Below are 20,586 nucleotides of genomic sequence, written 5' to 3'. Positions count from 1 at the left end.
TTCCACGCAACAAGCTATTACTCCTAATCACCGTATGGAGCTTCTCCAAATTTTATGTATAACCCTAATGTAGAATTTTGAGCTTTTGCCGAAGATTTTCACATTCACACTGGCGCGGTCATCGGAGCCGCAAGGACGAAAGAGAGGTAGGGCTTTTGTCGTTTGGAAAATGAACAGTGGAATCACACTGCCCCTTATGAACATGCTGACCATATAATGCAAGGTAGCAGGGGTTGAATATATATTATGCCATCAAACGATGAAGTTTGAGCAGGCCGTGCAGTATATGCAAACTGCACCCATCCTCCGGATGATCCCCGGGGGATTTTTTATATTATACGGAAAGCGTATCTATGAACAAAAAAGTGGCCCTGCCGATACATCGGCAGGGCCTATAGCTTGATCAAAAAGGGGTTAATAGGGTCATTATAGTCTCGCTTTCTTAAAACTAAATGATATGCACCTTAAAAACTCATTAATTTTCCAGTTTTATATACCTTCTAATAATTCGTCCAATATTCTGTACCATCGGGCGGCATCGTTTGCGTAGTGGAACGTCTTGTTTCTACTTGAGTGCGCCTTTGGGTCGAGGGACGCTCCCACCCTTCCAGTAAAACAACATGCTGGGTATCCGAATTGTTTTCCCAAGTGATGTAGCGTTCCTGTTCCATATGTCGTAAGGCGACTGTAATTTCAGCGTCTCGCTTGCCCGTTTTTACGGTCAATTCCGCCATTGTGGGCATGTGGCGATGCTGGGCGAAATAATTATACAAAATACGTAGCAGCTTTCGTTCCAAATCTGGCAACATCGTCTTCCCTCCTGTAAAGAACATATGTTCCCATTATAACATATAAAAATGCACCCTCCTACTGGAAGATGCATTCGAGCTTGTATGCCCATGTTGAATTTAGTTTTTTTCCTTCTCCTGACGACCGACAGAGCGCAGCCACCAGGCGATTCCACCTACACTTCCAAGTGCCAGAACCGTTAAGAAAATAATATAGAACAAATGAAATGCACGATCACTCATGGCAATCGCCTCCTTACTTTATGTATACACTTTCCAGCTAAGCCTGTAAACCTCTTTTTAGTCCCACATTCTAATTTTCCCCAAGCACTCGACAATAGATACTTGCTTGAGATCCGACGGTACATACTAACTAAAAGTGGTTAATACCAAATATGAGACAGACCAAGGAGGTTATTGAATATGAAATTCCTATTGATCGTGATCATCGTCGTGCTGATCGTTGTATTGCTTATGAGAAGACGCAGATAAGCAGAGACATCCTTCATTTAAAAAAATACAAAAAAGGCTTTCGGCACATTACCGAAAGCCTTTATCCATCTGAGGTAAGGCTAAATTACGCCTTGTTCTTCTTGTTATATTTAATAAAAGCAATTACAAGCGCTACAGCAAACAATATTCCGCTGACCACCCATGTTGTCAGAAATGCCATACCCAAACCGACATTAGACCCCATCGTCGGGTGATTCATGGCGGTAAACACTGATCCCTGCATCATAAATATGGTACAGAACAAAACAACGGGCGCTAAAATAATCGTGCTTGCTGTCTTCCGAGTACCAGATACTGCGATCACGCACAGAGCGGAAATCACCAAGATCACCCAATATATAACTGCTTCCCAAATCACTGAAGTGCCCACCTGTTCAACCTCTTTTCTATCCATTCGTATATGCCTCTTCTATTGTAACAGACGTCACACAGTGAACCAAGCCATAATTTGATCAGAAAAGGGGTAAACCCTGCGGATAACGTAAATAATGTACAGTAGCAATCCTACATCAAAAACATGAAAGGAAATGATTCCATGAGAAGTGCAAGTCCTTTTGTCATTGTAAACGATGTGCAGCAGTCAATTGACTATTACCAATCGGTTTTAGGTGGAAAAATCAAAGTGCTAAACAAGCAGGAAGGCAGACTCTTGCACGCTGAACTTCACCTGGGTAGCAGTCATATCCATTTTTCGGATTCCTACGGCAAACCGCTGAAAGCGCAGCATGTACAAATCATTCTCGACTGTGAAAGTGAGGACGAGCTTAAGCAGGCTTACCACGCACTAGCAGAAAAAGGTATGGTTACCGTGGAGCTACAGGATACCTTCTTTGGTGCGCTGCACGGTGAAGTAACGGATCACCTCAATCAGATTGGATGGGTGATGAACTATTTTAAGAGATGATCACGTTCAGCCATAACCGAATACGTCTTATAGCCACCATCAACGTTCCTCACCCGATAACCGTATTGGGTCAAAATTCGGGCCGCAATATAGCCCCGCAGACCGACTTGGCAGGATACAGCGATCTCCAGATCACTAGGGATTTCCGCCATCCGCTCTCTAATCTCGGCCAGAGGAATATGAATCGAACCTGGAATAGCTCCTGCCTGCAGCTCCACTCCATCCCTAACATCAATAATAAGACCACCCTTGCGGTGAAAATCATCAACTTCATGCCACTGTATCGTTTGAACCAGCCCATCCATGATATTCGAAGCCACGTACCCCGCCATATTCACAGGGTCTTTTGCTGAAGAATAGGGAGGTGCGTAAGCAAGTTCAATATCAGCCAGTTCACGGACGTTCAAATGACCACGAATAGCCGTCGCAATGACATCAATCCTTTTGTCTGCTCCATCAGCTCCAACAGCCTGCGCCCCATAGATCATTCCGTTCTCGGGATTAAAGAGCAGCTTCATAGCGATGGGTGATGTGCCAGGATAATAACCGGCATGCGAACCAGGATGAATATGAACAGCCTGATAAGGAACGCCCAGCTGCTGCAACGTTTTTTCATTATTACCTGTAGAAGCTGAAGTCAATGCAAAGGTCTTAATTACGGATGTTCCAAGCGCCCCATCATAAGATATTGCCTGACCGTTAATATGATCCGCTGCCAAACGCCCCTGACGATTGGCTCCCCAGGCTAGCGATACCATCGTTGCAAACCCATGATTGCGGTCTTTGACCTGGATGGCATCCCCCACCGCATAAATGGCCGGATCGCTGGTTTGCAGTTGGGCGTTTACCTGAATAGCGCCTCGAAAACCAAGTTCCAATCCGCTTTGCTTGGCCAACTCATTTTCAGGAACAACACCGATCGCCAGAATAACCATGTCCGTCTGAAGCACACCCCCAGAGGTTAAACGAAGTTGTGTACCCTGCTCTTCAAATGCCGTGACTCCTTCCTCTAAACGCACCTCCACCCCATTCAGTCTCATATGCTGTTCTACTAATTTGGCCATTTCAGGGTCCAGCGGATTCAATAATTGTTGTCCCATATCAATAATGGTTACTGCAAGTCCACGCTCCCGCAAATTCTCGGCCATCTCCAGCCCAATAAATCCGGCCCCGATCACTGTGACATGTTTGGGATGTCTTTCATCTACATATGCCTTAATAACGTCTGTGTCATGAATGTTTCTTAATGTAAATACATTTATAGCTTCATGTAATCCGGGAATGTCCGGTATCATCGGTTTGGCTCCCGGCGACAATACCACAATATCGTACCGCTGCTCATCTGTTTCCCCTGTAATCATATCCCGGAAACGGACAAGCTTTTGCTCGCGGTCTATTTGTATCACTTCTTTCAGTACCCGCACATCTATATTAAAGCGGTCTCTTATCCCTTGAGGTGTCTGGAGAAACAGCTTCTCCCGCGCATGGATTGTCCCGCCAATATAGTAGGGAAGGCCACAGTTCGCAAAAGAAACATGCTCTCCGCGTTCAAACAGAATAATCTCGTCTTCCTCATTCCATCTACGCAATCTCGCAGCAGCAGAAGCTCCACCTGCTACCCCGCCAATAATAACTATTTTCCTACCCATTTCTTCCCCTCCTTATATACCCTACGGGGTATAATATATACCTATGGGGGTATGGTGTCAACCGCAAAAAAAGACGGAGGTTGCCCCCCGCCTGCTAAACAATGAACGAATACTGATCTGGGTCGAAAAATCACTTGCGATGCTACACGAATGCTCTGTCACACTTAGTCTAAGAAGAGTCTACTGCTACTACTGCTGGCTGGCCGCGATCGCCTGCTCCAGATCGTACAATATATCGTCTATCGCTTCTGTCCCAACAGATAGGCGTAACAGCTCTGGTTTGACTCCGGCAGCAACCTGTTCTTCCACATTCAACTGCTGGTGCGTTGTGCTTGCCGGGTGAATAATTAAAGACTTGGAATCACCCACATTCGCCAAATGGGAAAACAGCTTCACATTCGCAATCAGCTTGCTTCCCGCCTGGCTTCCACCTTTAATACCAAAGGTCAGGATTGCTCCTTGTCCTTTCGGCAAATACTTTTGAGCTAATGCGTAGGACGGATGGCTCGGCAACCCGGTATAGCTGACCCACTCCACATCCTTGTGGCCTTCGAGATATTGCGCTACCTTCAAGGCATTCTGACTATGTCTTTCCAACCGCAGATGAAGTGTCTCCAAGCCCTGAAGCAGCAGCCATGAATTGAACGGAGAAATGGCCGCTCCCAAGTCCCTTAGCAATTGCACCCTTGCCTTGATAATATATGCGATAGGCCCCACCGCCTCGGTGTAAACAACTCCGTGGTAGCTCGGGTCCGGCTCAGTCAGTCCTGGGAAACGACCACTCGCTTTCCAGTCAAACTTGCCGCTGTCCACGATCACCCCACCAATAGACGTACCGTGCCCGCCAATAAACTTCGTTGCAGAATGCACGACAATGTCTGCTCCGTATTCAATAGGACGCAACAAGTAAGGACTTGGGAACGTGTTATCCACAATCAGCGGAATACCATATTCGTGCGCAATCGCCGCTACAGCTTCCACATCCAGCACATTGCCCTGCGGGTTACCAATCGTTTCGGCAAATAATGCCTTTGTCTTATCCGTGATGGCTTTGCGGAAGTTCTCTGGATCATCCGAATCGACAAAATGTACTTTAATGCCCAATTTCGGCAGGGTTGTAGAAAATAGATTATATGTACCGCCATACAGACTGGAGGCCGACACAATTTCATCCCCAGCTCCCGCAATGTTCAGGATGGAGAAGGAAATCGCCGCCGCACCCGAAGCCGTTGCCAACGCGCCAGCCCCTCCTTCCAACGCGGCGATCCGTTGCTCAAATACATCCGTGGTCGGATTCATCAGACGCGTATAAATGTTGCCGAATTCTTTCAGCGAGAACAAATCAGCCGCATGCTCCGCATCCCGAAATCCATATGAAGTGGTTTGATACAACGGAACGGCGCGGGCAAAGGTAGTAGGATCAATTTGTTGTCCGGCATGGACTGCGAGAGTTTCGAATGACAGCTTGCGTTCTTCTGACATGGTTATTTCCTCCCTTGTTATACGTGCTGTATGAATCGTATCTTCCTGTATGCGTACTCATGGATGATTTTTCAATCATTCTCGCACAAAAAGAACGATTTGGGAAGATAATTCTCATTATTCAGGTAGGATATTATATTTTTACTAAAATATCAGGTTTCAGATCGAAAGGTTTTGCCCAAATGCTCACCCAAACCAAAATAATGACGGAAGTTATAGATGAGTGGGCTCCACTTTGTCGGATCAATATGGTTCTCACCGAGGATGATATCCTGATGAACATGCACCTGTATGGCTTGAGTTTCGACGATCGCAAAATAAGGAGAATGGTCAGGAATCCTTACCTCCTTCACTTTGGCTTCAACTTGAATAGGGCACTCCCTGATTCGGGCAGGCTTGACCCTATTCGACTCAATCGAAGTGAGTCCGCTGATCTCATACTTATCTTTATGGTGCATAAATCCATTTTCCTTCTTTTCCGCTGGAACAGGATTCTTGCCTGTATAAGGAGCCAAACGTTCTACATTTTCCCACATCGAAGGCCCCGGGACGTTGATTACACATTCGGGATGCTGCTTCATATTTTCAAATGCTTTCCCACTAATTCCAATGCCTAATACCACATAATCTCCTAATGCCCACGAGGAGGAAATGGGGCTAATATTGGTCGTTCCATCCTCATTCAGCGTATTGAGTAAAATCACAGGGGTTCCGTAGTATAAAATGCTAGGGCTAATCGTTTTAACGTCTAGGCTATGATTCATCTGATTTATTGGGTTCATTATCTCTTCTCCTTCTATTCAGATCTACCTCCCTATTGTAAAATATAAATATTTCAACCTTCATCGAAGTGTGGATTACAAAGGGGGATAACCGTGTCATGAGCACCAAGTCAAATGTAGCCATGATTGCTTCTCTTGTCAGCGAGCCTTCCCGTGCAGCTATACTCACCGCTTTATTAGACGGCAGATTCCACACGGCAAGTGAATTGGCCCATATGGCAGGCATCAAACCGCAAACCGCCAGCTTCCATCTGGCTAAAATGACCGAGGCACACGTCGTTACTGTGGAAAAACAAGGGCGTCACCGTTACTATGGCATTCAAGACCCCGAGGTTGCCCAGGTGATGGAGTCACTTTTATCCATAGCTCCACCTGTTCCAATCAAGTCATTCAAACAAGCCTCCGAAAACGAGGCCATACGGTTGGCAAGAACTTGCTACGATCATGTTGCCGGTCAATTAGGCGTACAGCTCATGAGTTTTTTCATGCAAAAGGGGATTCTTTCCGAGGATCAGGACGGGCTTCATATTACGGAACCAGGAGAGACTTTCTTCACTGACTTTCAGATTGACCTGAAAAAAACAAGACAAAAGCGCCGCTCCTTCTCACATAAATGCCTGGATTGGAGTGAACGACGCCATCACCTTGCAGGTGCTTTAGGAAGTGCTGTTCTGGACAGATTATTCGAATTAAATTGGATCGAGCGTCTGCCCACAACCCGAGCGATACGCATTACAGCCGAGGGTAAAAGAGGTTTTAAGGAGATATTTTCGATAGAGGTCGACTAGATGAACAGTTCATTGATCAACCTTCCTTGAAAAACTCTACCATTTCTTTAAATGATTGCTGAGCTGAGTGTACGTTATATCGGGGAGAGTACGGGTCACTGAATCCGTGCTGTCCACTGAATTTATGTACCCGGATATTACGGTTATCTAAAGTTGAAATGAGCTCATCCACATTAAATGATGGTTCTTCCTGTGGAAAAAAAAGCAATGTTGGACAATGTGGAGCTATTTCTAAATAATTTCTAATACGAGACCCATAGTATCCTACGATTCCATCAACGTACTTTTCTTTACTACACAGCCAGGCAATCGTTGCCCCTATGCTAAATCCGACGATAAATACCTTTTTATAGCGCGCTCGAATACTTAATAATAAAGTTTCGATATGATAGAAAGCCCGCTCGAATCCTATATTATCCATAAAATTGGTGTAGGCAGTTTCCACTTGCGAATAGTCATAAGGCGTTTCCTCGCCTAGTAAATTTGGACAAAAGACGTCATAACCCTGATTCGATAGTAAGCTGCAAAATTTTCGTATATGCTGGTTAATCCCATAAATTTCATGAAGCACAACGATTAGGGTGTCCGACTTCTTATCTATGCTTATCATATTGCACCCCTAACCAGGTTTGAATATGGGAAAACAATTCATCCGGATACGCATAATTATACTTAGCCGCCACTTCCGAGGATAACCGGTTGAACAACTCCAGGGATACGATCAGTGCTTCCCAACTATGATTGGGTTGAAAACTCATCAAAAGGGTTGTCCTTTCTTGCCCGGGACCCAACGATATAGACCGCTATAATCTCATCATTAGAAAGCCCCCATTCGGATATGCGCTCCTCGAGCACTTCGTAAGCATTATTCATTACAATATATCCTCCTTTTTTTAGAAAACATTATATCCAATTCAATAATTACGGTATATATTTTTTAGTTAACATTCAAAGGAATACTTCCTGATATACACCATTCATCAAATCGATTTCCCAATCTTCAGCCTGTGGTATAATTCTTTCAATATTACAGTTTGGAAGGATGGTGCAGATGTCGGAGCAGCGAGTATACATCCGGTTCTCTGAGGAGAGGGACGCCGCAGAATTGGCAGCAATGTACAAGCGCAATCAGGAGTTCTTTGATAAGTTTTCGCCAAACAACCAAGAGAAGTACTATACGGAGGAGTACCAGCTACAGACGATTATTAAGAGCAAGGCCGACATGCTGGAGGACCGGAAATATTCCTTTGTGGTATGCCACAAGGAGGACGACCGGATTATAGGCAGCATAAGCCTATCTTTTGTGGTGAGAGGACCGCTTCAGAGCTGTATGATCGGATACAGCCTAGACCAAGCATATAACGGCAAGGGCTATACGACGGAGGCGGTGAAGCAGGTGGTAAGCTATGCTTTCGATGAGCTAAAGTTTCACCGAATCTTCGGGGAAGCCTCTCCTCGGAATCCAGGATCCATCCGTGTGCTTGAGAAAGCTGGCTTTCACAAAGAAGGCATCTCTCGAAGCAACGTAAAGATCAACGGAAAGTGGGAGGATCACCAGGTACTGGCGATTATAAATCCGTCAGAGGATATCTAGTTTTTCAGAGCGAACAATCGTTTAACCATTGTAGGTGGTAGATAAAAGTACCAAATTTCAATATTCTTATTATTGTAATTGAATTTCGGGAAATTCCAAGGAGGTTATTATGAAGTATCAATCAATCAAACTGAATGAAAAGTTATCTAAATTTAGTGATCATTGGTCTCCAAAAGTTATTGGTGAAATGAATGACTATCAATTTAAATTGGTGAAAATAGTTGGGGATTTTGTATGGCATGATCATCAAGATACCGACGAGGTCTTTATTGTACTCGAAGGTGAGATGTTCATTGATTTTAGAGATGGACGGGTACAAGTTTCTCAGGGAGAGATGTTTATTGTACCTAAGGGGGTCGAACATAAACCTTTCGCCCATGAGGAATGCCATATCATGCTAGTAGAGCCGAGAGGTGTAGTAAATACTGGAGGAGCAGAGTCAGAGTTAACGGCAGTCAATGATATTTGGATTTAAATATTTAATAATAATTGGAAGATAGTGAACAAGAGAAATTGAAGCTGCTCGGAGATGGAGCCGTATGTACCCGGTAGCTGCCCACTATTTCATTAAGCAACGGGCAGGAGGATAGTTAAACAAAATTTCGAGAAAGGAAAGGTGTGGTGGATGATAAAAAACGCAGAATTTAAGAATAGTTATGCAGGATGGCGAGAAGTAGAAATAAAGGATTCCTCTCTAGGCATTACATTTCCCATGATGGTAATGTATCCAGCGGACGAACCCGAACAAATAGAGCGATTGGGTCCATACCAGTTAGAGTTGGCGAGAGAGGCAGATCTATCGGAAGGAAGATTCCCTTTGGTTATCATCTCTCACGGTACTGGCAGTACACCGCTTGTGTATCGGATTTTGGCGCAGTATTTAGCACGCAACGGTTTTATTGTCGGCATTCCAGAGCATCCATTTAACAATCGAAATGATAATAGTTTGGAAGGAACAGCCCAGAATCTTATCTATAGACCCAGACACCTTAATCTGGCCACCGACTGGTTTTTCGATAGTATGCTGTTCAAGGACAAATTAATACAGAATGCTGTGTCGCTCATTGGACATTCCATGGGCGGTTACACGGCATTAGCGGCGGCGGGTGGCGTACCGACTTCTTTTCCTCACGAGACCTCGGACGGAAAGCCCCAGCTTATAGAGGTTACACCCAATTACCGAGTAAAATGCCTTGTTTTGCTAGCGCCAGCGTCGGTCTGGTTTCGAGCTGAAGGCAGTTTGCGTGCGGTTAATCTACCTATCTTAATGATGGATGCAGAGAAGGACCAGTATACTCCCTCTTTACACGCGCGTATAATACTAGATGGCGTGCTGGATCCTAAAAAGGTACAATACAAAACAGTAAAAAACGCCGGGCATTTCTCCTTTCTGAGTCCTTTCCCGGAATCAATGAGGAATCCGGCATTTCTCCCATCGCAAGACCCTCCCGGCTTTGATCGCGAACATTTCCATAGGATGCTTAATGCTGACATATTGGATTTTCTATGTACTCATACACGTTAGTTGAATGATAACAGCGGCTGTCTAAGACTTTATTTTTCAAGTCTTGGTCTGCCGCTGTTTGATTTTTTGTTCAGTCTAAAGCTTTATTTCCACTGGATATTTTAAAGAAACTGTATTCGTTTTGCAGGACTCTCTCAGTGCATAATTTCTCTCTTATTCACCTTAACACCTGATAAGGATTGATCAAACATATCGAGAATAAAAAGGAACCTCTCAGCTTCACGAAATACATGATCGGCCAATAAAGGATGGATAATGCTTTTTATTCGGCACTCGTCGATTAAATCACGCGCGGTTTTCTTAAAATCACGTAAGGACTTCACAGAGACACGGTTTTCATCAACAAATTGACTCAGGAGTGGAACGGTCTGTGACTGTGGTCGCATATGACTTAAATCAATCGCTTGAAACATCAGCGTATCAAAATCATTACTAAACTCCCTAGCTTGTTCAACCAGTTTACGTTCGGATGGATCAAGCAAATGGCCTATAAATTTTGCGTGATCGGCCATGATTTTTAAGAAAAATACATTTTCATCAATAATTGCATCGGGTAATGGTTCGAGTTTTCCTGAATTGAGTTCCCCTAAACGGTTTCTGAAATAATTTGCTTCCCGGCTTATGTGATCTACCAGTAAAGGAAAATTGGTTTGTCCAGGAAGCTTGCATTGTAATATAAGGCCCAATACCATTCTCTTAAATGCCCAAATATTCGTCGCCGCATTCTGAACTTCCGCATTAAACTCTTTGATTGTATAAGGATCTGTCTCGATATTAAATTCATGCGACCTTTTCTCAATATCCTCAAAAATGGCGTAGAACTGATTGGCTTCTGTTTTAAGTTGAGTATCTTCCGCTCGAAAACCTAACCCCAGAAAAAAGGAATGCTCCTTCATGATTCTGGACCAAAATCGTATTTCATCTAATGAGCGTGAAACGAATGCATCCAATCATATCCCTCCTCTATGTGAGCAAAAAAGCACTTACTTAGTCATATGGGATATGCCTTGTCATTATGAATATTGAATTCTACGCCTCATACTAATCTAATTCCGAAGTTAACAAATTAAATTCCATAATAATACTCATATTTGAATATATATCATTTAATGTTTGGACAATTCTCCCATTCTAGTTCTATAATTCACTTGTTATTACATATATTTAGGAGGAAGTCATGAAAAATATTATATTCAAAAAACTAGGAACAATAGTGCTAGCCCTTCTTATTGGAGCTTCGGTGTTCTCCTTGTTTCCTACTGTTACAAAAGCTGAGACTACAAATGTGACTTGGTCCGATGGATCTCTAACAAAAACAATTCCAGAATGGAATCAAACCGATATTGCTAATGTAGGTAAAAGCTCAGGGAAATGGTATTGGGAAGTAACCCTTAATAAAGGAAGCGGCGATATTGGAGTCGCAAATTCAGACAAGAAAAAACAAATCAGGTACACTGGTTATCATGGAGGTGGTCATGGTCCTACCAGCCAATCTTTTGGTACAGGAAATTATGATTACGGGGCCGTTTATACAGTAAATGATGTCATTTCGGTCGCTTTAGATCTAAGTAATAATACAATTATTTTTTACAAAAATGGAGTTTCACAAGGTGTTTCTAAGTACACTCCTTCTTTATTAGGCGATACTGTATATCCCTACATAAGAAACGATCAATTAAATGGTTCTGTTGTATATACTGCTAATTTTGGAGCAAGTGATTTTAAATATCCTATTCCTGAAGGATTTTTACCTTATCAAGAATCGGGTACATCTACAACACCAGATCCATCTACAACACCGGATCCATCTACAACACCGGATCCATCTACAACACCAGATCCGTCTACAACACCGGATCCATCTACAACACCGGATCCATCTACAACACCAGATCCGTCTACAACACCAGATCCGTCTACAACACCGGATCCGTCAGATACCGATGGGGCCTCCCAGCCAACTGGTGATCGCGCCATTCTGACTGTAACCATGGACAATGGGTTTGATAAAGAATACGATTTGAGTAAAAAAGAACTGAATGCCTTCATCGCTTGGTATGACGCTAAAGATGCTGGTAGAGGTGCTTCTTTCTTTGCCATTGACAAGCATAATAACAACAAAGGTCCATTCAGCAATCGCAAAGACTACGTAATCTTCAACAAAATTCTCACATTTGAAGTAAGCGAATATTCAACTAAATAAACATGATGAAGTCCTTCTTTATATTTACTTAATCTCGAAATCACACCTGAATTGCTGTACTGGATGATACATTTTTTCTAGACTAAAGGTTGGCAAATCGTTTTATTTCAACAAAAAAAGCGCAGCTTCCAAAAAGCCTGGAAGCTGTGCTTTGCTTATATATTCAGCACCAATATTCGATAATAAAGGTAACTAGATAAAATGAGCAACTACCTCAACCGATGAGGATACTCGCAGGAGAATTCGTCATGTTAAAAAAAGTTCTATCCATTGCTCTACTTTCTGTAGCTCTAACAGCTTGTGGGAGCAATTTTAAAGAAACAACGACAAGGTCTGGGTCTTCAAGTACATCTTTTGCTACTGAACAAACAGCAAGCAATGAAAATACTGCTCAGCAAGCTTCTACAAATGAGGTCACAGATAAACAATATGTATTTGCCGAATTCATGAAAGATGGGACACCCGTTTTAACAGAAGATCAAGCTTCTATGGAACAAACCTCTTATGACTTCATTGTTAAAAACAGTGACTTATTTCCTTCCACGGATAAAAGCAAAATCATTAATCTAGTAGACAAATCCGTAACAACAAAGCACTTAAATAAAAATCTGAACTTATACTTAAACAAATTTGTAAAAATAAGCGGCGATGTAATAGATATAGAAGAAGATAACATTCCTATAGGGACAACGGCTATCGTTTATATTAGTGATGAAAATGATAATACAGTAATGGCAGTTTATCCGGGAGCAAGTGGAGAAATTTTTGAAGGAGACGTTGCTTCAGTTATTGGAGTTCCTATCGCTAATTTTTCATATGAAAATATTTCAGGTGGCTATACGAATACTACACTGTTAGCAGCTTCTTTTCTCACGAAAGAAAATCAATAAATTTTAATCATGTAAGCCCTTCGGGGCTTTTTCTTAAGCAAAAAACAAAACCCTTACATTCGAAGTAAGTGAGCATTCAACGAAATAAACAACAAGAAGGACTTTAACCGGCTAAATGCCCATAGAGTCCTTTTTTACATGTGACTAAAGGTTTGCACACTGTTCGCATTCTTCTTACTCCACCAGAAAAGCGCGGTCTCCAAAAGCTTGGAAGCCGCGCTGTGCTTGAGTTTCATAGTATGCTGGTAAAGGGAATTTACCCCTCCCCCCGGCCTACGCATTACGAGTGCGCCAAAATCTATAGCGATCACTTAAAATTTATCAGGAAACTGTTTGACAATGCCTTCTGTTAGAATGTCCGCTAAGTGAATCATATGGATCTCGTTTTTGTCGGTTGCTGCAATACCCGCTTTCCAATCTCCTTTGATATAGTCAAGGACTAATTCCGTAATCAACTGAAGGTGCGTATACAGCATATCTTGTAACGTTTTAAACTGCCAGTTCGGATTCGCATCACTTAAAAATTTGGCGATATCGTCGGCGTTTGTATGCCAATCCGCCTCTAGCTTTTTCACATCCGCCTGATTGCCCGCTTTGGCAGCCGCTACAATTTTGCCTGCGATCAGAATATGCTCCCTCAGGAGATCAGCCAGCTTATTACCGGCGGCTTCCCCATAATAAGGCTTGATCAAATTGCCTATATCCTGCTGGTTCCGTAAAAGCCGGTCCAATACGTCCTTCTGATCTTGGAGATTAGATAAGGCGCTGACAATATAGTTTCTCGTCCATATTGTATGGTTGATCCATACCTTCTGCATATCGCCCTTCAGTTGCACCATTTTGGAACTTAGGCAAGCAGGATCCTTCTGCTCCCCTATTTTAGCTTGCGCGACTACTAACGGAGTCATGCTAAAAACGAGCGCCAAGGTTAACGGCAAAGCCAACAGCCATTTGTTTTTCAATTTTATCTGCTCCTCTGAACGTTTGGAATAAAACAGGCTGTCTTATTATGGTTGAAATATCCGATTTTATACAGAGGATTATTGATTATCTACAGCTTTCCGTCATTGTGCAAAGCCATGCACGATCAAGAGGTTTTGTTAGAAGGTAAATTGAGGCAACAAGACATTATCACATTAGTTAGAAAATTGTTTCAATGGAACAAATAATCAAAGAAAATAACAGGAAATACCGATAATATGTATGGCAGATAAAAAGCAAATACCACAACCGATGTGGATATATGATAGAAGTATTCATGGGCTTGTTTGCACTAATTCTTATATTATATCCTTTCAAAGTACTGGTACGATGGTTATTAGGATTCTTAAATTTTAAAAATGTCGTCACTTCCTTTATTACTTTTGGCACGCTTGCTTTGTCGTATCTAATATTTATTACACTTAGATCACAATCAATAGAGGATATATTAAAGGGAGCTTTGATTGCCATACCTGTTTTTGTACTATACTTAATAATTGATCTTCAAAAAAGTAATGAACATAGTAAATTTATAAAATTTATTCATCATCTGGCGGTAAGGATTATTGTCTCTGTCTTTACTTTTATTTTGGTTTTGTCTTTCTATTATCAACAATTACATGACATTTTCTATATAAAGTCATTTTTGATTGCTATAGTTTATATGTTCGTCATTCTTAGACGGAGAACTAAGAAAACAACAAGAAAAGTTAAAAATAATGAAGAGAAGGAAGCTGCATTACCCACTACTACATAAAACAGAAAAGATACCCTGACGTTTTAAGTAAGTGAGTAATCAAATAAAGACTCTTATGGCAATATATTAGCGGAGTCGTTTTTCACATTTACTCTAAATTCACATTGATCACGGGGCCACCATACTCTACAATGTCCATCATATTATTACTCAACAGCTGGACAACATAGATCTAACCTGGCTTATTGCAGCCTGCGGATAGTTCTATATCCGACTTTAACACTTCATATGTATGGTTCATGCTGATCACCTCAAATAGCTATTCGTTGATCGGTGTGGTGAATTCTAATGTTAACAATCCCCGCCGGCCAAGTATGGTTAGCGGGGATTGTTTAGTTGTTTTTGAGTGTATTTACGATTATCTTTTACTGTGGTTTTCAGGCTCGCGACGTTTTAAACCTGCCAATCCAATTAACCCCAACAGACCAAGCCACCCCCAATTATTATTATCGTTATCATTATTATTAGTAGTAGTTAGCATTTGTGTTCTACCATTGTCGTTTGTGCCCATATTGTTTTCACTGTTTTTGGCAAATGCTACTGCCGCTCCAAAACATGAAATCATTAATGCTACAATAACCATTATCTTCATTTTTTTCAACATACCTAAACCACTCCTTTAAATTTGTGTTTGCAAATCAATTTTTTAATGTATTTAGCATGCCCAGTAGAACTTATTTCTTATGCACACATTAAATCTTCACTACTGGGAATCATAAATTTGTACATCATTAAAATTAAAAAAGGAGTGGTTTTTATAATGGGTATCCTAAGCGGGAATCCTAAAGACGAGCCTATGCATTACGGAGAAGTTTATAGTGTGTGGCAGTTTTCAGCGTTAGCGAAAGGCAGCGTTTCATTTTACCAAGCATGTTTAAACCACGCAGGAGACAAAGAACTCAAAAAAATACTGGATGATCTTATTGATCAAGCTAAACTGGAAATCCAAGAATGCGACGCAATGCTTACGGATAATGGTATTGCCCCAGCTCCTATTTTGCCTGAAAGACCCCCTGTGAAACTTGAGGATATCCCGGTTGGTGCAAGGTTTACTGATCCCGAAATCGCAGCTAAAATCGCATTAGATACCTCTGTGGGATTGACATCTTGCAGCCAAGCCATGGGTCAATCCATTAGAGAAGACATCGGGGCTTTATTTGCGAAGTATCATCTAACGAAGACTGCTTTGGGAGTCCGTATTCTAAAAATGAACAAAGAAAAGGGTTGGCTAATACCTCCCCCTCTTCAATTAAAAAGACCTGAACCCGTTAAAGCCTAAATTTCCTGTACGATTCCTCAACACACTGTTCCTTAGATCGTTCAACAAAAATCCCCGCCGACCAGTTAGGGTTAGCGGGGATTTGCTTTGCTTACGTTTAAGCACCTCCGATGGTAACGTTAGGCTGAATACTATTGTGGTGGTTAAGGGCTTGATCCGGCATAGTAACAATAAACAAAAAGCTAGCCGCGATGATCAGAAGTACCGTTTTTTTCAACATTGGTCATCCACACCTTTTCAATAAAATTTAAAAATGCTGCTTTGGTTTCAGGAGCCGCATAATCCCGAAAATGTAAAAACAAACCCATACAGTTTATAAAATAAGTCTCATTATTTAATGTATGATAACTTACTAATGAATACATCAAATGTTTAAAACCATCAATGTAAGAACCGCGATGTAAATAATAATAAGCTAACTCGTAACCAAACCACGCGGTGTAATCCGGTATCACCTGTTGAGTATACATATCATCTGATGATGGTTGCTGTTGTGCAAAAGCATTTATTTCGGCTTCAAATTGCTGAAGTATATCTTCCACATCTATACTATATTGGTTTGCTGAAATTATAACATTCAACAGTTTTGAGATTTTCTCATTCTCGTTAGTGGCTGATGTCGCTGCAATATATTCAACATAATCTTGAAGCACACTTATATCTCCTGACAACAGTTTATATACGTAAGTATTACCTTCTGCCCAACTTTTGAACAAGCTAACCCAGTGTTGAGTATCGTCGTCAGTCTCTTTGACCCAATCTAGATTAGCGTAGGTGTATGTATAATCTAGAGCTTGTTGATAGTCGCCTTGGGCTTCACAGACACTTGCACACAATAAATCGGCATATGAAATATATACAAACAACGGGCGACTTAGCTTCTTGGCAGACTCATCACGCTCTCGACTCTCTTGTTGATGTTTTAACGAATATTGAGCTTTCGCTTTCTGCTTCATTTTTTTCGCCGCTTCATCTACCTTGTTCCATTTGCGCAAAGACCTGTACACATTAGCCAAGTCCTTCAATGCATCAAGCTGGTCTATTTCATCAAGGCGTTCAACAAAAGCTTCAAATATCGTAGCTGCACTGAGATTTCGGCTTTGATCGTCTCCAACTTGAATCGTGAATATGCGATATTGACAGATGGCTAAGCGCTCAGAATGTTGGTACTTCTCCGCTTCAGCTACACCCTTATAGAGCAGCAACGCAGCAGTATATCGTCCCTGTGCTAATAGCGCTTCTGCCATATCAAATAGTTTAGGCGAATAGAGTAGGTTGTCCATGATGGTTTCTACCACTCGACGGATCGCATCCAGCTTGTCCAACTCCGCACAGCGAAACAAAAACGGCTCGATTCGTCTCATATTCGGGGGAGTGTCGATGATGTAGTTTTCTATAAATAAGTCGTAAAAGTAGCCCTCCGGTAAATCCATAGCTTCAGTAATCAGGTCAAGCTGGTTAACAGACATAGACTTATTCCCCGTCACAATAGCACTTACTATTCCCCTATTCATGCCTGCTATATGCCCGAATTGCGTTAGACTCATGCTCTCTTGTTTTAAGTATCTGTCTAATTCTGCTCGTATCGTAGGTGTATGCTTCATGCCATAGCCACCCTTCGCATAAATATTCCATAATTTTTAAAAACATACTTCATTTTTCACCATAATTGACCAACTGTCAATATACCGTGCAACTAATGCTAGAATTTAATTTTTAGCATGAAACGAAACAAAAAAACTAATTATATTTAGCACAATAATCCTACTAAAAAGACCTCAGCGTAGAAGATCGCTTACTACAACAAAAAAGCGCATCCTCCAAAAAGCTTGGAAGCCGCGCTGTACTTGAGTTTCATAGAATGCTGGTGAAGGAAATTGAACCCCCGGCCTAAGCATTACGAGTGCGTAATAAATATAGTTATCTTGCTCTAAAGCAAGCAGCCTCATATTCAGGAATATTTCCAATGGGGAAACCACCACTGAGACCAGAGGATACAAGTATTTAGGAAGTTAACAGAACAATCGTCAACAACAAAGAAATTTATAAAATTATGCTCCTCAAGTCTCAAGACCTATTCACCAAATAAATTTAAAATTGAATAGATTGTTTCACAATCAACATTAATATGCGGCGAATGGGAATTTAATCGACCATGAAGGGGTCAGTTGTTCTCTATTCAGACATCTTACAAAAGAAAAGCACGTTAAATTACTCAGTCGGAGGAATCACTATTTTGAGAAAGCTATCATTCTTTATTTCCATTATCATGTTGGGTGCAATGTTGTCCGCTTGTTCTGCCATTACATCCACCGTGGATCAAGCGACTGCAGGCGTTACGTCCGGCGAGAGCAAAGAAATCGAAAAATACAATGCGTATGTGAGGCTGAATAACTTGATGACAGGCAGAATCAATGAGGTTCTGGTTCATTATTTCGAGAAGTTCGGAGTTGATACACAGCCTGTAATCGAGAAGAACTTCAGCTTCATCATGCTCGGCGTTGCTGAAACTGAGCGGGAAGTTATTGATAAAGCGAACGGCTATACCGCAAGCCAACCTGCTTTTGCGAACGCAGACCCCGTAGTGATCAAACTGACACCGGTCATCAATGATCTGTTGTCCGTCCTGGACGAGATGAAAACCTACTATGATACAAAAGGCTACGTGGATGATGATTTCGCAAAAGGAAAACAGCTGCATACCAAGCTGGTAAGTGCCAATCTCGCTTACGAGACTGTCTCCAAACAATACTTCACGGCTATGCAAAAATTGGGTAACGAGCAGCGTCTGGCTGAACTGCAAAAGCTCAAGGATTCAGACCAGCAGATCAGGTATAATGCCTTGAAGTTCATGATAGATGCCGAGGCTACGGCCATTGAAATGGATGAGCAGGGTATCACCGCCGACAATGTGCTGCAGCTTGATATGACGAAGTTTAAAGCCAAATACGACATTATGACCGCAGATCTGAGTGCGCTCATGACAATCTCAAAAGACAAGAATCGAGTTCAAAAAGAAGGGGTTAACAGCTTTAGTATCAGGAACTATGTTGATTCAGCCACTGAAGCAAAAGCGGCTGCTTCGAAAATCATTGAACGCATCAATAAGAAGGAACCTGTATCAGATTCTGACCTGAACGGCCAGTTTCTGAACACTACGGATGGCACACCTGAGAATTTCAATTATAAGCTAAGCAAGGCAGTTGAACGATATAATGAAATAAATTAAGCGTATCTAACGATAAGGGCTGCGAAAACAAATACGGAGTTCCGGTAACGAACAAGCTCTGCCAACCATAAGGTTAGCAGAGCTTTTGCTATAATGTAACTCTGGATACCTATTCACATGTTCTTCCGAATCTCCAAGAAGCGGTGTTAAAAAACATTGGCGATTCAATCACAGGAGAGAGCATTAGCACCGAAAAACCCACTTTACTAGACTAAAGGGTAGAAGAATGGTAGAAGAATGCTCAATTCAACAAAAAAGCGCGACCTCCAAAAAGCTTGGAAGCCGCGCTGTGCTTGAGTTTCATAGAATGCTGGTGAAGGGAATTGAACCCCCGGCCTACGCATTACGAGTGCGTTGCTCTACCCCTGAGCTACACCAGCAGGTCAGTGTAACTGACAACAAAAACTATTATACTCTTAGTTACATAAAAATCAATCACTTACATCAACTTTTTCAACTAGGATTTGGATTTAGTTCGGTAACATTTCCTGTCGCGGTGCCAGATAGTTTCTCTGCGACGGAACGGAGCTTTTGGTGACTGGAGGAAGGCTTGTCACGGCGATCATCAATTTTGACCGAGGTGGAAACACGCTTGGCTCCAGACAGGAATGGCGCTTCGTGCAGCGCAGCAATGGCGGTGAACACATCGTCCAACGAACCTTCAATAATCGTACTCATAGAGGTAAGCTCATAGGTAATTCCTTTTTGCGTCTTCAACACTTTTTGCATCTGGGCAACGTAGTCGCTCAGGCTTGTACTCCCCGTTCCAATCGGGATCACTGTCACTTCTGCAATAGCCATCACCAAGTTCCTCCTTTAATTTTAAAATCGTCGCTTCTTTAAAAATCTAAAATCTCAGTCCGATAAAGCGAGCAACCTTATTTCAAAAAAATAGTTCATATGTATGCTGCTTGTTTCTGTAGGAAACATCTTTATCATTCATTGTACCGTTCAAACTGCCTCAATTCAAATACAGCCCGCGACTTCTCTGCATATTTTGATTTTCCATTCCTTTTCCTTTACGTATGGCTTCGAATGTTGCTATAATATTCCTTGCACTTATTTGAAATTTTAAGTTTATACACACAATATGTTGGGTTAAATATTCATAACACGTCTAAATATAGTGATGTAGCCGATAAATCGTACGGGAACCATCTTTTCCCCCTTCATTGGCAGGTGCATCGCTATTTCTATGTTATTGGATTACATACAGCCCCCA

General features: G+C 41.9%; 22 protein-coding genes and 1 tRNA gene. 9 read left to right on the top strand and 14 right to left on the bottom strand.

Annotation, left to right across the window (positions count from 1 at the left end):
• Positions 1–500: 500 nt before the first annotated feature.
• From AC5ELV_RS17835 to AC5ELV_RS17825, 3 genes are all read right to left on the bottom strand, one after another.
• Positions 501–809, bottom strand: a complete 309-nt coding sequence (locus AC5ELV_RS17835) for a hypothetical protein (RefSeq protein WP_493431237.1) — start codon at positions 807–809, stop codon at positions 501–503.
• Between the two features lie 99 nt (positions 810–908).
• Positions 909–1,031 carry a hypothetical protein gene (locus AC5ELV_RS17830; protein WP_023986778.1) on the bottom strand — a complete coding sequence of 41 codons (123 nt, stop codon included), beginning with the start codon at positions 1,029–1,031 and terminating at the stop codon, positions 909–911.
• A gap of 334 nt (positions 1,032–1,365) precedes the next feature.
• Positions 1,366–1,695, bottom strand: a complete 330-nt coding sequence (locus tag AC5ELV_RS17825; RefSeq protein WP_023986776.1) for a hypothetical protein — start codon at positions 1,693–1,695, stop codon at positions 1,366–1,368.
• 141 nt (positions 1,696–1,836) lie between these two features.
• Here AC5ELV_RS17825 and AC5ELV_RS17820 point away from each other — a divergent pair, with 141 nt between their 5' ends.
• Positions 1,837–2,205: a VOC family protein gene (locus AC5ELV_RS17820; RefSeq protein WP_493431236.1), complete on the top strand. Its 369-nt coding sequence runs from the start codon at positions 1,837–1,839 to the stop codon at positions 2,203–2,205.
• Here the strand turns inward: AC5ELV_RS17820 and AC5ELV_RS17815 are convergent.
• The 3 genes from AC5ELV_RS17815 to AC5ELV_RS17805 all read right to left on the bottom strand — a co-directional run bounded on the left by AC5ELV_RS17815 (position 2,190) and on the right by AC5ELV_RS17805 (position 6,118).
• Complete coding sequence (locus AC5ELV_RS17815; RefSeq protein WP_493431235.1) at positions 2,190–3,854, bottom strand: CoA-disulfide reductase; 1,665 nt, start codon at positions 3,852–3,854, stop codon at positions 2,190–2,192. The two genes, AC5ELV_RS17820 and AC5ELV_RS17815, sit on opposite strands and share 16 nt — an antisense overlap.
• A 189-nt stretch (positions 3,855–4,043) precedes the next feature.
• Positions 4,044–5,336, bottom strand: a complete 1,293-nt coding sequence (locus AC5ELV_RS17810; protein ID WP_493431234.1) for a homocysteine synthase — start codon at positions 5,334–5,336, stop codon at positions 4,044–4,046.
• Between the two features lie 152 nt (positions 5,337–5,488).
• Positions 5,489–6,118, bottom strand: a complete 630-nt coding sequence (locus AC5ELV_RS17805) for a flavin reductase family protein (RefSeq protein WP_493431233.1) — start codon at positions 6,116–6,118, stop codon at positions 5,489–5,491.
• Between the two features lie 98 nt (positions 6,119–6,216).
• On the opposite strand from AC5ELV_RS17805, the gene AC5ELV_RS17800 reads away from it, so the two are divergent.
• Positions 6,217–6,906 carry an ArsR/SmtB family transcription factor gene (locus tag AC5ELV_RS17800; RefSeq protein WP_493431232.1) on the top strand — a complete coding sequence of 230 codons (690 nt, stop codon included), beginning with the start codon at positions 6,217–6,219 and terminating at the stop codon, positions 6,904–6,906.
• 16 nt (positions 6,907–6,922) lie between these two features.
• Here AC5ELV_RS17800 and AC5ELV_RS17795 read toward each other — a convergent pair whose 3' ends face one another.
• Positions 6,923–7,516, bottom strand: coding sequence for a dienelactone hydrolase family protein (locus AC5ELV_RS17795; protein WP_493431231.1), 594 nt, complete (start codon positions 7,514–7,516; stop codon positions 6,923–6,925).
• On the bottom strand, positions 7,500–7,664 hold the full coding sequence (locus tag AC5ELV_RS17790; protein ID WP_493431230.1) for an aminoglycoside 6-adenylyltransferase: 165 nt from the start codon (positions 7,662–7,664) through the stop codon (positions 7,500–7,502). Before AC5ELV_RS17790 ends, AC5ELV_RS17795 begins: the two co-directional genes overlap by 17 nt.
• Before the next feature lie 293 nt (positions 7,665–7,957).
• On the opposite strand from AC5ELV_RS17790, the gene AC5ELV_RS17785 reads away from it, so the two are divergent.
• The 3 genes from AC5ELV_RS17785 (at position 7,958) to AC5ELV_RS17775 (ending at position 10,025) form a co-directional block, all read left to right on the top strand.
• Positions 7,958–8,500 (top strand): GNAT family N-acetyltransferase, encoded by a 543-nt coding sequence (locus tag AC5ELV_RS17785; protein ID WP_493431229.1) that lies wholly within the window; start codon positions 7,958–7,960, stop codon positions 8,498–8,500.
• A 109-nt stretch (positions 8,501–8,609) separates the two neighbouring features.
• Positions 8,610–8,975 carry a cupin domain-containing protein gene (locus AC5ELV_RS17780; RefSeq protein ID WP_493431228.1) on the top strand — a complete coding sequence of 122 codons (366 nt, stop codon included), beginning with the start codon at positions 8,610–8,612 and terminating at the stop codon, positions 8,973–8,975.
• A 150-nt stretch (positions 8,976–9,125) separates the two neighbouring features.
• Positions 9,126–10,025 carry an alpha/beta hydrolase family protein gene (locus AC5ELV_RS17775; protein ID WP_493431227.1) on the top strand — a complete coding sequence of 300 codons (900 nt, stop codon included), beginning with the start codon at positions 9,126–9,128 and terminating at the stop codon, positions 10,023–10,025.
• Positions 10,026–10,159: 134 nt separating this feature from the next.
• Here the strand turns inward: AC5ELV_RS17775 and AC5ELV_RS17770 are convergent, their stop codons facing one another.
• On the bottom strand, positions 10,160–10,975 hold the full coding sequence (locus tag AC5ELV_RS17770; protein WP_493431226.1) for a DUF2935 domain-containing protein: 816 nt from the start codon (positions 10,973–10,975) through the stop codon (positions 10,160–10,162).
• Between the two features lie 227 nt (positions 10,976–11,202).
• On the opposite strand from AC5ELV_RS17770, the gene AC5ELV_RS17765 reads away from it, so the two are divergent.
• Together AC5ELV_RS17765 and AC5ELV_RS17760 are read left to right on the top strand one after the other, a co-directional pair.
• On the top strand, positions 11,203–12,228 hold the full coding sequence (locus AC5ELV_RS17765; RefSeq protein ID WP_493431225.1) for an SPRY domain-containing protein: 1,026 nt from the start codon (positions 11,203–11,205) through the stop codon (positions 12,226–12,228).
• 248 nt (positions 12,229–12,476) lie between these two features.
• Complete coding sequence (locus tag AC5ELV_RS17760) at positions 12,477–13,118, top strand: hypothetical protein (RefSeq protein WP_493431224.1); 642 nt, start codon at positions 12,477–12,479, stop codon at positions 13,116–13,118.
• A 311-nt stretch (positions 13,119–13,429) separates the two neighbouring features.
• On the opposite strand, the gene AC5ELV_RS17755 is transcribed toward AC5ELV_RS17760, so the two are convergent.
• Both AC5ELV_RS17755 and AC5ELV_RS17750 read right to left on the bottom strand, forming a co-directional pair.
• A complete protein-coding gene (locus tag AC5ELV_RS17755; protein ID WP_493431223.1) occupies positions 13,430–14,080 on the bottom strand; it encodes a glycosyltransferase in 651 nt (216 codons plus the stop codon).
• Between the two features lie 1,134 nt (positions 14,081–15,214).
• The gene (locus tag AC5ELV_RS17750; RefSeq protein WP_493431222.1) at positions 15,215–15,460 is read right to left on the bottom strand and encodes a WGxxGxxG family protein; all 246 of its coding nucleotides are present in this window, start codon (positions 15,458–15,460) and stop codon (positions 15,215–15,217) included.
• A gap of 156 nt (positions 15,461–15,616) precedes the next feature.
• Here AC5ELV_RS17750 and AC5ELV_RS17745 point away from each other — a divergent pair, with 156 nt between their 5' ends.
• Positions 15,617–16,135 (top strand): DUF3231 family protein, encoded by a 519-nt coding sequence (locus AC5ELV_RS17745; RefSeq protein ID WP_029516021.1) that lies wholly within the window; start codon positions 15,617–15,619, stop codon positions 16,133–16,135.
• A 182-nt stretch (positions 16,136–16,317) separates the two neighbouring features.
• On the opposite strand, the gene AC5ELV_RS17740 is transcribed toward AC5ELV_RS17745, so the two are convergent.
• Positions 16,318–17,739, bottom strand: coding sequence for a transcriptional regulator (locus AC5ELV_RS17740; protein ID WP_493431221.1), 1,422 nt, complete (start codon positions 17,737–17,739; stop codon positions 16,318–16,320).
• Between the two features lie 632 nt (positions 17,740–18,371).
• Here AC5ELV_RS17740 and AC5ELV_RS17735 point away from each other — a divergent pair.
• On the top strand, positions 18,372–19,364 hold the full coding sequence (locus tag AC5ELV_RS17735) for a YiiG family protein (protein ID WP_493431220.1): 993 nt from the start codon (positions 18,372–18,374) through the stop codon (positions 19,362–19,364).
• A 308-nt stretch (positions 19,365–19,672) separates the two neighbouring features.
• On the opposite strand, the gene AC5ELV_RS17730 is transcribed toward AC5ELV_RS17735, so the two are convergent.
• Both AC5ELV_RS17730 and AC5ELV_RS17725 read right to left on the bottom strand, forming a co-directional pair.
• Positions 19,673–19,744, bottom strand: a tRNA-Thr gene (locus AC5ELV_RS17730).
• Positions 19,745–19,817: 73 nt separating this feature from the next.
• Positions 19,818–20,165, bottom strand: a complete 348-nt coding sequence (locus AC5ELV_RS17725; protein ID WP_013308518.1) for an MTH1187 family thiamine-binding protein — start codon at positions 20,163–20,165, stop codon at positions 19,818–19,820.
• Between the last annotated feature and the right edge of the window lie 421 nt (positions 20,166–20,586).

The sequence above is a fragment of the Paenibacillus sp. NMA1017 genome (genome assembly GCF_058895805.1).
The sequence above is the reverse complement of the archived record's forward strand: the minus strand, read 5'-3'. Positions and strand labels throughout refer to the sequence as shown.

Coding starts and splice junctions, on each gene's coding strand:
- AC5ELV_RS17805 (WP_493431233.1), bottom strand. CDS start 6,118: ATGAACCCAATAAATCAGATGAATCATAGCCTAGACGTTAAAACGATT.
- AC5ELV_RS17750 (WP_493431222.1), bottom strand. CDS start 15,460: ATGTTGAAAAAAATGAAGATAATGGTTATTGTAGCATTAATGATTTCA.
- AC5ELV_RS17830 (WP_023986778.1), bottom strand. CDS start 1,031: ATGAGTGATCGTGCATTTCATTTGTTCTATATTATTTTCTTAACGGTT.
- AC5ELV_RS17800 (WP_493431232.1), top strand. CDS start 6,217: ATGAGCACCAAGTCAAATGTAGCCATGATTGCTTCTCTTGTCAGCGAG.
- AC5ELV_RS17780 (WP_493431228.1), top strand. CDS start 8,610: ATGAAGTATCAATCAATCAAACTGAATGAAAAGTTATCTAAATTTAGT.
- AC5ELV_RS17790 (WP_493431230.1), bottom strand. CDS start 7,664: ATGAGTTTTCAACCCAATCATAGTTGGGAAGCACTGATCGTATCCCTG.
- AC5ELV_RS17760 (WP_493431224.1), top strand. CDS start 12,477: ATGTTAAAAAAAGTTCTATCCATTGCTCTACTTTCTGTAGCTCTAACA.
- AC5ELV_RS17785 (WP_493431229.1), top strand. CDS start 7,958: ATGTCGGAGCAGCGAGTATACATCCGGTTCTCTGAGGAGAGGGACGCC.
- AC5ELV_RS17765 (WP_493431225.1), top strand. CDS start 11,203: ATGAAAAATATTATATTCAAAAAACTAGGAACAATAGTGCTAGCCCTT.
- AC5ELV_RS17815 (WP_493431235.1), bottom strand. CDS start 3,854: ATGGGTAGGAAAATAGTTATTATTGGCGGGGTAGCAGGTGGAGCTTCT.
- AC5ELV_RS17775 (WP_493431227.1), top strand. CDS start 9,126: ATGATAAAAAACGCAGAATTTAAGAATAGTTATGCAGGATGGCGAGAA.
- AC5ELV_RS17725 (WP_013308518.1), bottom strand. CDS start 20,165: ATGGCTATTGCAGAAGTGACAGTGATCCCGATTGGAACGGGGAGTACA.
- AC5ELV_RS17825 (WP_023986776.1), bottom strand. CDS start 1,695: ATGGATAGAAAAGAGGTTGAACAGGTGGGCACTTCAGTGATTTGGGAA.
- AC5ELV_RS17835 (WP_493431237.1), bottom strand. CDS start 809: ATGTTGCCAGATTTGGAACGAAAGCTGCTACGTATTTTGTATAATTAT.
- AC5ELV_RS17795 (WP_493431231.1), bottom strand. CDS start 7,516: ATGATAAGCATAGATAAGAAGTCGGACACCCTAATCGTTGTGCTTCAT.
- AC5ELV_RS17740 (WP_493431221.1), bottom strand. CDS start 17,739: ATGAAGCATACACCTACGATACGAGCAGAATTAGACAGATACTTAAAA.
- AC5ELV_RS17810 (WP_493431234.1), bottom strand. CDS start 5,336: ATGTCAGAAGAACGCAAGCTGTCATTCGAAACTCTCGCAGTCCATGCC.
- AC5ELV_RS17745 (WP_029516021.1), top strand. CDS start 15,617: ATGGGTATCCTAAGCGGGAATCCTAAAGACGAGCCTATGCATTACGGA.
- AC5ELV_RS17820 (WP_493431236.1), top strand. CDS start 1,837: ATGAGAAGTGCAAGTCCTTTTGTCATTGTAAACGATGTGCAGCAGTCA.